Annotated in this window: 11 protein-coding genes; 2 read left to right on the forward strand and 9 right to left on the reverse strand. The window is 71.7% G+C overall.

Translation table 11 applies throughout. From position 1 onward, the window contains the following. Window positions 1–3: 3 nt before the first annotated feature. From Dac01nite_RS09130 to Dac01nite_RS09170, 9 genes are all read right to left on the reverse strand, one after another. Window positions 4–1,509, reverse strand: coding sequence for an FAD-dependent oxidoreductase (locus Dac01nite_RS09130; protein ID WP_203656197.1), 1,506 nt, complete (start codon window positions 1,507–1,509; stop codon window positions 4–6). After that, on the reverse strand, window positions 1,506–3,695 hold the full coding sequence (locus Dac01nite_RS09135; protein ID WP_203656200.1) for a molybdopterin oxidoreductase family protein: 2,190 nt from the start codon (window positions 3,693–3,695) through the stop codon (window positions 1,506–1,508). The genes Dac01nite_RS09130 and Dac01nite_RS09135 overlap by 4 nt, the downstream gene beginning before the upstream one ends. 2 nt (window positions 3,696–3,697) lie before the next feature. Continuing rightward, window positions 3,698–5,098: an MFS transporter gene (locus tag Dac01nite_RS09140; RefSeq protein WP_203656202.1), complete on the reverse strand. Its 1,401-nt coding sequence runs from the start codon at window positions 5,096–5,098 to the stop codon at window positions 3,698–3,700. A 348-nt stretch (window positions 5,099–5,446) separates the two neighbouring features. Next, window positions 5,447–6,748 (reverse strand): glutamate-1-semialdehyde 2,1-aminomutase, encoded by a 1,302-nt coding sequence (gene hemL, locus Dac01nite_RS09145; protein WP_239066600.1) that lies wholly within the window; start codon window positions 6,746–6,748, stop codon window positions 5,447–5,449. A gap of 32 nt (window positions 6,749–6,780) precedes the next feature. Then, window positions 6,781–7,713 (reverse strand): porphobilinogen synthase, encoded by a 933-nt coding sequence (gene hemB, locus Dac01nite_RS09150; RefSeq protein ID WP_239066617.1) that lies wholly within the window; start codon window positions 7,711–7,713, stop codon window positions 6,781–6,783. 50 nt (window positions 7,714–7,763) lie between these two features. After that, complete coding sequence (locus Dac01nite_RS09155; RefSeq protein WP_203656204.1) at window positions 7,764–8,744, reverse strand: uroporphyrinogen-III synthase; 981 nt, start codon at window positions 8,742–8,744, stop codon at window positions 7,764–7,766. A 1-nt stretch (window position 8,745) separates the two neighbouring features. After that, window positions 8,746–9,663: a hydroxymethylbilane synthase gene (gene hemC / locus Dac01nite_RS09160; protein WP_203656212.1), complete on the reverse strand. Its 918-nt coding sequence runs from the start codon at window positions 9,661–9,663 to the stop codon at window positions 8,746–8,748. Between the two features lie 19 nt (window positions 9,664–9,682). Continuing rightward, on the reverse strand, window positions 9,683–10,924 hold the full coding sequence (locus tag Dac01nite_RS09165) for an MFS transporter (protein ID WP_203656213.1): 1,242 nt from the start codon (window positions 10,922–10,924) through the stop codon (window positions 9,683–9,685). A gap of 25 nt (window positions 10,925–10,949) precedes the next feature. After that, window positions 10,950–11,561: a copper resistance CopC family protein gene (locus Dac01nite_RS09170; protein ID WP_203656214.1), complete on the reverse strand. Its 612-nt coding sequence runs from the start codon at window positions 11,559–11,561 to the stop codon at window positions 10,950–10,952. 139 nt (window positions 11,562–11,700) lie between these two features. On the opposite strand from Dac01nite_RS09170, the gene Dac01nite_RS09175 reads away from it, so the two are divergent. Together Dac01nite_RS09175 and Dac01nite_RS09180 are read left to right on the forward strand one after the other, a co-directional pair. Then, window positions 11,701–12,870: a glycosyltransferase family 4 protein gene (locus tag Dac01nite_RS09175; protein WP_203656215.1), complete on the forward strand. Its 1,170-nt coding sequence runs from the start codon at window positions 11,701–11,703 to the stop codon at window positions 12,868–12,870. Then, a complete protein-coding gene (locus Dac01nite_RS09180; RefSeq protein ID WP_203656216.1) occupies window positions 12,867–14,024 on the forward strand; it encodes a glycosyltransferase in 1,158 nt (385 codons plus the stop codon). Before Dac01nite_RS09175 ends, Dac01nite_RS09180 begins: the two co-directional genes overlap by 4 nt. The last annotated feature ends 12 nt before the right edge of the window (window positions 14,025–14,036 follow it).

Raw genomic sequence — 14,036 nt, forward strand, 5'->3', positions numbered from 1 at the left:
GATCTATCCCTCCATCGACCCCGCGAGCGCGGGGACCTTCGCGTCATTTGCCTCCTGCGCCGCGGCGCACGAGCGGATGATGTCGCCCACGAGGGAGCGACAGTCGCCGCACCCCGTGCCCGCCCGGGTGGCGCGGGAGACGTCCTCGACGCTCCCGCAGCCGCCCTCGACAGCGGCCACGATGCGCCCCTTGGGCACCGAGTTGCACTGGCAGACCGTGTGGTCGTCCCCCATGTCCGCCACCGAGGTGGCGGCAGGCCGAGCGGCCGATGCGAGGGGCCTGATGATCAGGTGTGCGGGGTCCGACGGCACCGGCAGCATGCGCGTGTACATCGCGGACAGCTCGCTGGCGCACTGCTTGTCCCCCACCACCGTGGCGCCCACGAGCAGTCCGTGCGAGACCACGACCTCGACGAACCGCCCGATCGCCGGGTCGCTCATGCGCACGGCGCGCAGGTCGCGCTCGCCATGATCGAACTTGCCTGACAGCCCCATGGTCACGACGTCCAGGCCCATCGCCTTGACGCGCACCACGTTGGTCAGGTCAGCACCGACCTGCTCGGACGGCTGCGCCGCCCGGTCCGCCACAGCATCGGCCGTCCACTGATCGACCAGCCGTGAGGCCTGGTCCCACCCCTGGGCGACCAGCCCCGTGCCACCCTCGGGCGGCTGCGCGCAGTCGCCGATCGCGAACACCGAGGAGTCCGCCGGCGAGGCGAGATCCGCACCCACGAGGATGCCGCGCTCGCACGGCAGTCCGGCGCCGCGTGCCAGCGCCGCCTCCGGAATGGTGCCCGCGCACATCACGAGCATGTCCGTCAGCAGCTCGGTGCCATCGGTGAGCGTGACCGCGCTGAGCACGCCCCGACGATCGCGGGCGTGAGCGACCGAGGTCTGGGTGATCACCGTGACGCCCAAGCGGGTGAGCGAGCCGGTCGCGATGCGCGACGCCGCGTCACCCAGCTGGCGCTCCATCAGGCGGTCCGAGTGGTGCACCAGCGTGACGGCGAGGCCGCGCGAGGCCAGCCCGGTCGCGACCTCGAGTCCCAGCACGCCGGCGCCCAGCACCACCGCACGGCGAGCCTTGGGAATCGCGGCGACGATGCCCTCCGCGTCGTCCAGGTCCTTCAGCACGCTCACGCCGGGGATCAGGCCGCGATCCGTCGCGATGCCCTGGATGCTCGGGATGCGGGCCTGCGAGCCGGTGGCGAACACCAGCCGGTCATACGAGTGACGCTGACCACGAGAGTCGGTGACCGTCCGCGCCGCACGGTCGATGTGCGTCGCGGCGACCCCGGCGAGCACGTCCACGCGGTCGCTGTCCGCGGTCGCCATCGCGAGTGAGTCAGGGGCCGTCTTGCCTGCGACCACGCTCGACAGCAGCACACGGTTGTACGGCTCGTGCGTCTCCTTGCCCAGCACCGTCACGCGGACGTCTGGGTCGCGGCGGACCAGCTCGTCGACGAATCGCGAGCCGACCATGCCGTTGCCGATCACGAGAACCTTCACGGTGCGCTCACCTCCTCGGGGATCGTGGGGTCGAGCGACAGCGCAGGCGCGATGGCGACTGCCGTGACCTTGAACTCGGGCATGCCGCTGATGGGATCCGTGACGTCGTTGGTGAGGCGGTTGGCACTGCCGGCACCCGCCCAGTGGAAGGGCATGAACACCGTGTCCGGGCGGATCGACTCGGTGACGCGCACCGCGGCGACGGCCACGCCACGGGCGGTGGTGAGGATCGCGTCCTGGCCCTCGCTCAGGCCCAGGCGGTCCGCGAGCAGCGGGTGCATCTCGACGAACGGCGCGGGCTGAGCGTCGTTGAGCTCATCCACGCGGCGCGTCTGGGCGCCCGACTGGTAGTGCTGGAGCACGCGGCCCGTGACCAGGTGGATCGGCGCGTCCGCGCGCACGTCGTCGGCTGGCGCGTGGTGATCGACCGCGACCATCCGCGCGCGCCCGTCCGGAGTCGCGAAGGAGTCGAGGAACACCCGCGGCGTCCCGGGGTGGCGAGCGTCCGGGCACGGCCAGTGGATCTGCTCGCCCGCGTCCAGCCGGTCGTAGTCGATGCCGGCATAGTCCGCGACTCCGCCGGCCGAGGCGCGTGCCATCTCGTCGAACACGGCGCGGGGATCGTCGGGGAAGCCTCCGAGGACGCCCAGCCGGCGCGCGAGCTCACCCAGGATCCATAGCTCGGAGCGCGCCTGGCCCGGCGCATCGACGGCCTTGCGGCGGCGGATGATGCGCCCTTCGAGGTTGGTCATGGTGCCCTCCTCCTCCGCCCACTGCGTGACGGGGAGGATGACGTCCGCGAGCATCGCCGTCTCGGACGGCACCAGGTCGCTCACCACGAGCAGGTCGAGCCTCTTCAGAGACTCGACCACCGCATCGGCATTCGGAGCACTGACCACCACGTTGCTGCCGTGCACGAACAGCGCACGCGGACCGCCCTCCCTGCCCAGCGAGTCCAACAGCTTCACCGCGGGCACGCCGGGCCCGGGAATGACGTCAGGGTTGACGCCCCACACCTGGGCGACATGCTCACGCGCCGCGGGATCCGTGATCATCCGGTACCCGGGCAGCTGGTCCGACTTCTGTCCGTGCTCGCGCCCGCCCTGGCCGTTGCCCTGACCCGTGACAGGGCCGAAGCCGGAGCCGTGGCGGCCCACGAGGCCCAGGGTGAGAGCGAGGTTGATCGCCGCGCTCACGCAGGCCGTGCCCTGGCTCATCTGCTCCATGCCGCGACCCGTGAGCACGTAGGCGCCCCGCCCCCCGCGCGACGGCGAGGCGGCGGCCAGCAGGCGCGCGGTGCGTCGAAGCTCGTCTGCAGGGATGCCGCAGACCGCCTCCGCACGCTCGGGCCACCACTGCGCGACGGAGCGGCGCACGGCATCGAGCCCGGTGGTGCGCTCCCGCAGATACGCCTGGTCCGCCAGGCCCTCGGCGAGCACGACGTGCGTGAGAGCCAGCAGCACCACCATGTCCGTGCCCGGCACGGGCGCGAGGTGGATGCCCCTGTCGCCGTGCGTGAGCCGCGCCGTGACCGTCTCGCGCGGGTCCACGACCACCAGGCCGCCTCGCTCGCGCGCGCCCGCAAGATGCTGCACGAAAGGTGGCATCGTGACGCCCATGTTCGAGCCGAGGATCAGGACCGCATCGGCCCCGCCCAGGTCCTCGAGCGGGAAGCCCAAGCCGCGGTCCATGCCGAATGCGCGGTTGGAGGCCGCGGCCGCCGAGGACATGCAGAAGCGGCCGTTGTAGTCGATGAACGGCGTGCGCAGCACGATGCGAGCGAACTTGCCCAGCGCATACGCCTTCTCGTTGGTGAGGCCGCCTCCCCCGAACACGGCGACGGTGTCGCGACCGTTCTCCGCCTGGAGGCTCTCGACACGGCTCGAGACGAGCGTGAGCGCCTCGTCCCACTGAGCCTCCCTGAAGCCGCCGTCCGCCGTGCGGATCAGGGGCGTCGTGAGGCGATCGGAGGCGCGCAGCACCTCCGCGGACGTCCAGCCCTTCTGGCACAGCCCTCCCCTGTTCGTAGGGAAGTCACGACCGGCCACCTCGAGCGGCAGACGCGCCCCCGGAGTGCGCGTCAGCGTCTGTGCGCACTGGAGCGCGCAGTAGGGGCAATGGGTCGCGACCGCGTCGCCCGAGAGCTCAGGAGCCTCGGGCGACGCGGTGCCGTGTGTGGCGGACACGATCAGACGTTCGCCATCCGGGCGCCCTTGCGCAGGTAGAACACCCACGTCAGCGCTGCCATGAACAGGAACACGCCGCAGTAGATCTGGAGCGCCGGGACGATCGACCCGTCGAAGGTCTCACGCGACCACAGGTACACGAACGGGATCGCGAAGCCGCCGAACGCTCCGATCGAGGAGATGATGCCGACAGCGCCGGCGCTCTGCCGCTTGAAGTCCAGGTACGACTCGTCCGATCCGTCTCCGTGCTGGTCGCGCAGCCGGTTGAAGATCGAGGGGATCATCCGGTAGGTCGACCCGTTGGCGACGCCGGTGAGGGCGAACAGCGCGATGAAGCTCGCGAAGAACAGCGCGAGGTTCTCGCCGCGCACCCCCTCGACCGCCGCGAAGCCCATGGCGGCCATGAGCACGAAGCACACGAGGGTGATCTTGGAGCCGCCGAACCGGTCCGCGAGCTTGCCTCCGTACGGTCGGGACAGCGATCCCACGAGCGCGCCCAGGAAGCCCCACGTCAGGGCGATGTCGGGGCGCTCGAAGACCACGGTGAGCAGCGTCGGGAACGCCGCCGAGTAGCCGATGAAGGATCCGAACGTCCCCACGTACAGGAACGCCATGAGCCAGGTGTGGCCATGCTTGAGCGACCTCGCCGTGGGCTTGGGATCCGCCTTGGCCTCACGAAGGTTGTCCATGAACAGGAACGCGAGGATCGCCGATGCGAGAGCGAGCGGCACGTAGACCAGTCCGGCGGCGGACAGCCCCAGCGCGCCGATGCCGATCACGAACGGCACCAGCTTCTGCGCGACCGCGACGCCGATGTTGCCGCCAGCCGCGTTGAGCCCGAGCGCCCACCCCTTGGCCTTGTCCGGGTAGAAGAACGAGATGTTGGACATCGAGGAGGCAAAGTTTCCGCCTCCGAACCCTGCCGTGGCCGCGATTGCGACCAGCACCGGGAAAGGCGTCTCCGGGCGTCCCACGACCCACGCCAGTCCCAGCGTGGGGATCAGCAGCAGGAGCGCGGAGATGACGGTCCAGTTGCGACCGCCGAAGATGGGCACCGCGAAGGTGTACGGGATGCGCAGGAACGCCCCCACGCCGGAGGCGACGGCCAGCAGGGTCAGTCCCTGGCTCGCCGTGAGCGCCCAGCCGTTGGCACCGGCGGCGACCAGCGCGCCGGACTCGTCGAAGGTGCCGTACATCTTGACGACGACGATCGACCACAGCAGCCAGACCGAGAAGCCGATGTGCTCGGCGACGATCGAGAAGACGAGGTTGCGGAAGGCGATCGACTTGCCCTTGGCCTCCCAGAACAGGTCGTTCTCCGGGGTCCAGCGCTCGATCCATCGGCCCTTGCCGATTGCGCCTGGCTCGACGTCGGTGACGCCTGCCTTGTCCTGAACGGTCATGAGACCCCTCCCCAGGGTTCATTGGATGAATGAAGTCCGGGCCGCCATCGGCCGGGGCACTCCGCACAGTGCTCCATCGGACAGTCATCAACCTAGGGAGGGGATGTTTCGCCTGACTCGTCGCCATGTGAAGCGTGCGCGAACTCTTCCTCACCCCGCGCCCGGGTGGGCTGTGAGGGCTCCGACAGCGCGCATCGGCGCTCTGTGAGAAGAGCGTCGGGCCGTTCGTGGCGCCCGCCCGCGCGCGCGGCCCCAGCGTCTCGACGCCAGCGATCGCGATGTGTCGCCGTGCTCACCGCATCCGCTGTCGCGCCGTGAGGTGCGCGGTCGCGCGAGCCGCGGTGGGGCTCAGGCCTCGGTGGCGGCCCAGGCGCGCACGGCGTCGAGCACGCGCTCGATCTCGGCCTGGCCATGCGACTGCGACACGAACCATGCCTCGTACGCGCTGGGCGGCAGGTACACGCCCGCATCGTGCAGCGCGTGGAAGAACCGCGCGAACTGGGCGGTGTCCTGGCGCGCCACGTCCTCGAACGCGATGGGGGCGACGCCCAGGCCCCAGAAGAGGCTGAACAGCGTGCCCGCGCGGCCCACGGCGTGGGTGATGCCCGCGTCCGTCAGGATCTCGCTCACTCCCCCGGACAGGGCCTCGGAGGCTGCCGCCACGCGCTGGTAGACGTCGTCCGTCAGAAGCCGCATGGTCGCCAGGCCGGCCGCCACCGCGACGGGGTTCCCGGACAAGGTGCCCGCCTGATAGACGGGGCCCAGCGGTGCGAGCTGCTCCATGAGGTCGGCGCGCCCGGCCACGGCCGCGACGGGCATGCCGCCGCCGATGACCTTGCCGAACGTCACCAGGTCCGGCTGCCAGGGCTCGACGCCCGCGGCGAGATCCTCGTCGCGCTCGACGCCCCAGTACCCCGCGGGGCCGGCCCGGAATCCTGTCAGGACCTCGTCGACGATCATGACCGCACCCTCGTTGCGGCACAGCGTCGAGATGAGCCGGTTGAAGCCCAGCGGAGGGCGCACCACGCCCATGTTCGCGGGTGCCGCCTCCGTGATGACCGCCGCGATCTGCTGCCCGTGCTCCGCGAACGCGTCCGTCAGGGCGTCCTCGTCTCCGAACGCCAGGACGATGGTGTCCGCCGCGGTGCCGGGGGTGACGCCGGCGCTGTCGGGCACACCCGACGTCGCCAGGCCGGAGCCGGCCGCGACCAGCAGCGAGTCCGAGTGCCCGTGGTAGAGGCCCGCGAACTTGATGATCTTGGCGCGCCCCGTCGCACCCCGCGCGAGCCGGATCGCGGTCATGGTCGCCTCGGTGCCGGTCGAGACCAGCCGCACCCGCTCGGCAGGTGCGTAGCGACCACGGATCTCCTCCGCCAGCTCGACCTCGCGCGCCGAGGTGGCACCGAAGGACAGTCCGCTCGCGGCGGCCTGCTGAACCGCCTGCACCACCGTGGGATGGGCGTGGCCAAGGATCGCCGGGCCCCAGGAGCCGATCAGGTCGACGTACTCGCGGCCGTCCCCATCGGTCACGTACGCGCCACGCGCGGACGCGATCGGGACCGGCTCACCCCCCACGCCGTTCCAGGCGCGCACGGGAGAGTTCACGCCGCCGGGCAGGATGGCCGCGGCGCGGTCGGTGAAGGTGGTCACGAGAGTCCTCCTCGGGGCCAGGGGCGGCCCGGTCAGTCGGCGCGGATCCACTCCGCGAGGTCGAGCGCTGCGTAGGTGAGCACGATGTCGCCGCCGGCGCGGACGATCGAGGTGACGGCCTCCACATGCGCCGCGCGGCGGTCGATCCAGCCGCGCTGCGCGGCCGCCTCGATCTGGCTGTACTCGCCCGAGACGTGGTACGCCGCCACGGGCACGGCCGATGCGCTGGCCACGTCCGCGAGCACATCCAGATACGGGAGGGCCGGCTTGACCATCAGCATGTCCGCGCCCTCGGCCTCGTCGAGTGCCGCCTCGAACGCACCCTCGCGTCCGTTGGCCGGGTCCAGCTGATAGGTGCGGCGGTCGCCCTGCAGCCCGGACTCCACGGCGTCGCGAAAGGGACCGTACGCGGCCGAGGCGTACTTGGCGGCATACGCCAGGACGCTCGTGCGCTGGAAGCCGGCGCCGTCGAGCGCCGCGCGCACCGCCGCGACCTGGCCATCCATCATTCCGCTGAGCCCGAGGACATCCGCCCCAGCCTCGGCCTGCGCGACCGCCATGCGGCCGTAGACCTCGAGGGTCGCGTCGTTGTCCACCTCGCCGTGAGGGTCGAGGATGCCGCAGTGGCCATGATCGGTGAACTCGTCCAGGCACAGATCGGCCATGACCACGAGCCTCTGCACTGCGGCGTTGCGGGCCGTGTCGATGGCGCGGTTGAGGATGCCGTTCGGTTCGCAGGCCTCGGATCCCACCGCGTCGCGTGACGCCGGGATCGCGAACAGCATGACGCCGCCGATACCCGCTTGGACCGCATCCTCGATGACGCCGCGCAGGGACTCGAGCGTGTGCTGCTGGACGCCCGGCATCGACGGGATCTCACGCGGCGCGTCGATCTCCTCGTGGACGAACACGGGGAGCACCAGCTGCGCCGGATGCACGCGGGTCTCGCTGACCAGGCGTCGCATCGCTGGCGTGGTGCGCAGCCGGCGGGGGCGGCGCGACGGGACGGGCAGGCTCACGACCGCTCATCCTCCGGAGCAGGCTCGGCGACGGGCTCGGGCGCGTCATCGGCGGCCTCGGACTCGGCCGGCTCGGCCGAGTCCGCGTTCGGCGCTGACGTCTCATCGGACGACTCGACGGACGGCTCGCCGAACTCCTCGGCCGGCGCATCGGCCGTGTCCTCGTCGTCGGCTGCGTCCTCGTCGAGCGCGTCGAACTCCTCCACCACATCGGGGTCGAGCGCGGCGAGCAGACCGGCGACGATGCCGTCGTAGGACGGAGCCGTCGCCACCGACGTGACGGGCACGGCCGCGGCCCGCGCGGCGGCCGCAGTCATGTCACCGATGGCCACGACGGCAGTCTCCTCGGGAACGAGGGCGCCCGAGGCAGCGAGGCGTTCCGCGACCGAGCCCGAGGTGAGCAGGATCGCGTCGAAGCGTCCGTCCTCGATCTCCTCGCGCAGCTGGCGGCCCACTCCGGAGCCGTCGACGGTGCGATAGGCCTCGACGGTCGTGACGGACCAGCCCTTGCGCTCGAGTCCGCGAGGCAGCACCGGCGCGGCGAGGTTGCCGTGCGGCACCAGCACCTTGCCCGGCCCGTCGGGGAACTCCTCGACGATCCCGCGCGCGTTCTGGCGGCCCTGCGGCACCATCGCGACCTCGAGACCCATCTCCTCGCACACCCCCCGGGTGGCCTCGCCCACGGTGGCGACCTGCGCATCCGGCAGCGGTGCGCTCAGGGAGACGCCCCGCGCCCGGGCGATGCGCTCCATGGCGGCCAGGGCGTTGCGCGACGTGACGGCCATCCAGTCGAAGTCGCCCGCGCACCAGGACAGCGTGGCCTCCTCGAGCGCCTCGAGGTCCTCGGTGGGAGCGATCGCGATGAAGTCGACCTCCTCGACGATCGCTCCGGCCTCCGCCAGGCGGAGCGCGAGGTGGCGGCGCTGAGCGGTCACGGGCACCAGCAGGTGCTTTCCTCGCAGTGCAGTCAGATCCATGTCATGCCCTTCCCATGAGGCGGCCGGCTCCGCGGCCCAGGAGCGTCCATCCGGTCGATCGGCCCAGCGACGCAGCCTCGGACGCGGGACCCTGTGCGGTCTCGTTGAGCGCGAGCGTACCGCCGGCGTCCACCACGCGAGCCCGCAGGCTCAAGCGCTCGCCTGCGACGGTGGCGTATGCCGCGACCGGTGCGGCGCAGCCGGCGTCGAGGACGCCCAGGAGTGACCGCTCGGCCGTGACCGCCGCCCGCGTGGGCGCGTGATCCAGGGCGCGAATCAGGTCTGCCCAGGCATCGTCGGCGCCCGGGGCGATCTCGATCGCGAGCGCCCCCTGCCCTGGAGCGGGCATCATGTCCGTCGGGTCCAGCAGCTCCGTCGCCTCGTCCAGCCGGCCCAGGCGCTCGAGGCCCGCCGCCGCGAGCACCACGCCATCGAGCTCTCCGGAGAGCTTGCCCAGGCGCGTGTCGACGTTGCCGCGCAGCCCCTCGACGCGCAGGTCGCGGCGCAGCGAGATCAGCTGCGCGGCCCGCCGCGGCGATCCGGTGCCGATGCGCGCTCCCTCAGGCAGGTCCCGCAGCCCTGGCCCGGTGGTGCACAAGGCGTCGCGCACGTCCGCGCGCTTCGAGATCGCGGCGAGCTCCAGCTCCGGGTGCGGCGCCGTCGGCATGTCCTTGAGCGAGTGCACCGCGAAGTCGCACTCACCGGCCAGCAGCGCGTCGCGCAGAGCGTTGACGAACACGCCCACCTCGCTGAGGCCCACCAGGGACCCGCGCGAGATGTCGCCATGGGTGGTGATCTCGACCAGCTCGACCTCGAGCTCGACCCCCACGCTTGCGGCATGCTCGACCAGCGCATCGGCCACCATGCCTGACTGGGTGCGCGCGAGCGTCGAGCCGCGAGTGCCGAGCCTGAGCTTCATGGAGTCCATCGTTTCACAGTCACGGCGCCGCTCGAGGCGTGCGCGAGAGGTCGCGATAGCCGGGCCCGAGCGTGATCATCACCATCGCGACGGCCGCGAGCGCGAGCGCCGCCCAGGCGGGCGCCTGGTAGCCGAAGCCGGCCGCGATCACCAGTGCTCCCAGTCCCGTCCCCAGCGCGGTCGCTGCGTTGAGAGCAGCGTGCGCAAGCGCGGAGCCCAGCGACGGGGATCCGTGCATGACGTCCATGAGATGCACCTGCGAGGACTGGGAGAAGATCTGGATCGAGCATCCCAGCAGCACCAGCAGCGCCACGGTCACGGCGGGCATGTCGCCTAGCACCGCGATGCCGAGCAGCGCGAGTGAGGCCAGTCCCAGGCCCAGCCGTCCGGCACCGATGTGCGAGCGATCCGTGAGCCGGCCGCCCAGGTAGGCGCCCAGCGTCATCGCGCAGCCCCAGACCACCAGGATCCACGTCACCTGATCGGCACCGAACCCGTTGGTGACCTCGAGCAGCGGGACGATGTAGGAGAACACCGCACCGAGGCCCGCGAAGCCGACGGTCACGGCGACGATGGCCGTCCACAGTGGTCGACCGCGCAGGGCGCGCAGCTCGGCGCGGGGCGAGGCGTGCGGGTTGCCTGGAACGTTGGGAGTGAAGGCCCAGACGCCGGCGAAGGCCACCACGGCCACGAGTGTCACCGCGACGTAGGCCATGCGCCACCCGGACGCGTTGGACAGCCATTGCATGAACGGGACGCCGACGATGAGCGAGGTGGTCAGGCCCAGCATGATGATGGACACCGCGCGGCCGCGACGCTCACGGCCCAGCACGGTCATCGCGACGTAGGACGCGGCGCCGAGCAGAGCCCCGTGCGGCACGCCGGCGAGGAAGCGGATCACCATGAGTGCCTCGACCGTGGGAGCGAGCACCGTCGCGACCGAGGTGAGCAGGAACATCGCGGAGGTCGCGAGCAGCAGCGGCCGCCTGCCCATGCGCCCCAGGCCGACCATGAGCAGCGGCGCCCCCACGACCACGCCCAGCGAGTAGGCGACCATGGTGAAGCCCAGCACGTCCACGGTGGTGTCGAGGTCAGCGACCTGGTCCTGCACCACGCCGGCGGCGCCGTTCTGGGTGAGACCGATGCCGAAGCCCACCACTGCGAAGGCGGCGAGCACGTGCCACGCGCGAGGGTCGCGGGCGGATCGCGGCAGGCGCCAGCGCGGCTGTCCGGCATCGAGCGTGGAGAAGAGGTCCGTCACCGTCTCGCCGATCAGCCGCGGGGTGTCATGGGCGATTGCGAAGCCTGGCAGCCGCGATCGCCACGCCAGCGCCACCCAGGGCGGCCAAGGCGATGACGGGCCATACCCATCCCGGCACGTCGCCGGGCTCGTCCTCGGGTTCGTCGACGGCGATGGGCTCGACCTCGGCGTCCGTCACCGCGGCCGATGCGGTGGGCTCGGGTGTGCTCGCTGGCTCGGTGGGCTGCTCCGTGGGCTCGGTGGTCTCGACCGGCGCTCCGGGCGCGACGGTGAAGAGCACCGCCCCCTCGATGGGATGGCCGTCAGCGGCAACCACGCGGAACACCAGCTCGGCATCGCCGGCAGCCGGCTGCTCGTCCACCCTGGCGGTGACTGCGTTGGTGGACGGAAACTCCGGCTCGAGGGCCGTCTGCGCGCCGGACGCGTCCACGATCGACAGCTCGGTGCCGATCTCGAGCAGCTCGCCATCGAACTCCAGCCGCACCTCGGACAGGTTCTCGACCGTCGATCCCTGCTCGGGGTTGGAGGCTCGCAGCGACGTGTGCGCCGAGGCGATGGTGGCGGTCGCGGCGATCGCGATCAGCATGCCGGCCAGCGCCACGCCGGCGCGCAGAAGGGAACGCGAGACAGGGATCATGCGGCCATTGTCGCACCAGCCCGGTGCGCCTCTCACCGAGCTCCCCACGCACGCGGCCACTGTCCGGTCACTCAATGTTCACGCGACCTTTCCAGCCTCCCCAGGTGGCGAGCGACGCCCAGGTCGCGACAATGGAGCCGTGAGAGTCGCCTTGCTCGCGGAGAGCTTCCTCCCGCACGCCAACGGCGTGACCAACTCGCTCCTGCGCGTGATCGAGCACCTGGGGCGCCGCGGCGACGAGGCCCTGGTGATCGCGCCCGAGGCCAAGGGCTCCGCCGGTCCGGTGCGATACGGGATCGCCGAGGTGCTGCGACTGCCAGCGATGGGTTGGCCGGGATACGACGACGTGCGCGTGTCCCTCTCCGGTGCCGCGCGCATCGGCCGCCTGCTCGACGACTACTCCCCCGACGTGGTGCACCTGGCCTCGCCGTTCATGCTCGGTTGGGCGGGGGTGAGGGCGGCGAACGAGCTGGGACTGCCCACCGTCGCCGTGTACCAGACCGAGGTGCCGTCCTACGCGGATCGCTATCGCGTGGGCTGGGGCGAGCCCATCCTGTGGGACCGCCTGCTCAACATCCACCGCCGGGCGGGACTCACCCTCGCGCCGTCCACCTACGCGATGCGTCAGCTCGAGGCCGTGGGCGTGCCCCGCCTGCGCCTATGGCCGCGCGGCGTCGACACCCGCCGGTTTCGCCCCGACCGTCGAGACGACGCGCTGCGTCGAGCGTGGGCGCCCCGCGACGAGGTGGTGGTCGGCTACGCCGGCCGGCTCGCCGCGGAGAAGCGCGTCGAGGACCTCGCGCGGCTCAGCGAGATCGACGGGATCCGCGTGGTCGTCATCGGCGACGGCCCCGCGCGGTCGCGGCTCGAGGCGCTGCTGCCGGACGCGACGTTCACAGGGTTCCTGGGCGGCGACGAGCTCGCCCGGGCCCTGGCGAGCCTGGATGTGTTCGTGCATTGCGGCGAGCTCGAGACCTTCTGCCAGGGGATCCAGGAGGCCCATGCCGCTGGCGTGCCCGTGTTAGCGCCGCGCCGTGGTGGGCCCATCGACCTCGTCGACCCTGATCACACGGGCTACCTGTACGAGCCGGGCAGGCTGGACCAGATGGTCGCCGGCGTCCGCACGCTGGTCGAGGACCGCGAGCGCCGGGAGCGCTTCGGGGCGCAGGCGCGCATCAGCGTCGAGGCGCGGACGTGGCCGGACGTCTGCGAGCTGCTGATGGGCTACTACCGCGAGGCTATCGAGCTCCAGGCGGAGACGCCGGTGCGGCCCTGGGACGTGCTCGAGCACGAGGCGGTGCGCCCGTGAGGATCGCGCACGTCGCCAACTTCTACGGACCCACGTCAGGCGGGCTGCGCACCGCGATGCATCAGCTGGGCCGCGGGTACCTCGAGCGCGGTCACGAGTTCCTGATGGTGGTGCCGGGCCCTGCGGATGCCGACGAGGAGACGCCCTTCGGCCGGCGCGTCAGCATCGCGAGCCCGGTGCTGCCGCTGACCGGTGGCTACCGCCTGATCTCACGCGTGCAGGACGTGCGCGAGGCGCTCACGGGCTTCCGCCCCGACGCCCTGGAGGTCTCCGACCGCACCACCCTGCGCGGCCTCGGTCCGTGGGCGCGCGACCGATCCATCCCCAGCGTCTTCCTCGCCCACGAGCGCGCCGATGGCGTGCTGACCGCGAACCTGCCGTCGTGGCTGGGACGGGGCCTGGTCGAGCGCACGGCCGATGCGCACAACCGCGGGACCGCTCGTCGCTTCACCACGGTCGTGGCCACCACGGCCTACGCCGCCGAGGAGTTCGAGCGCATCGGCGTCAGCGCCCGCCTGGTCCCCTTGGGAGTGGATCTCGAGCAGTTCGATCCGTCGCGACGCGACCCAGCGCTGCGATCCGAGCTGACGAACGAGGACGAGGCGCTGCTGCTGATGGCCTCGCGGCTGTCCCCCGAGAAGCGACCCGACCTCGCGATCGAGGCGGTGCGCGTGCTGGTGTCACGGGGCCGGCGCGTGAGGCTGGTGAGCGCGGGAGCAGGGACGTGGTCCGAGCGCATGCGGGCGCAGGCGCACGGACTGCCGATCACGTTCCTGGGCTTCGTCGAGAGCCGAGAGCGCTTCGCGGCGTTGCTGGCGACGGCCGATGCGGTGGTCGCGCCGGGACCGATCGAGACCTTCGGCCTGGCCGCCCTCGAGGCGCTGGCGTCCGGGACGCCTGCGGTGGTTCACGCGGACTCGGCACTGCCGAGCGTCGTGGGGACCGCGGGTGAGTCCGCGAGCAGCGCTCCCGAGGCCTTCGCGGACGCGATCGAGCGGATTCTCGACGCCCCGCAGGCGCAGCAACGCGTCCGAGCACGAGCGCGGGCGGAGACGATGCCGTGGTCCGCGACGGTTGAGAGCCTGCTGTCGCTCCACCGCGAATCCCTCGCTGCGCCCGAGGATCTGTCCCCCACCGAGCCGCGCCGCGCCTGAGAGCAGGAGGAA

Source organism: Demequina activiva (assembly GCF_016862815.1).
GTDB classification, from domain to species: Bacteria; Actinomycetota; Actinomycetes; order Actinomycetales; family Demequinaceae; genus Demequina; species Demequina activiva.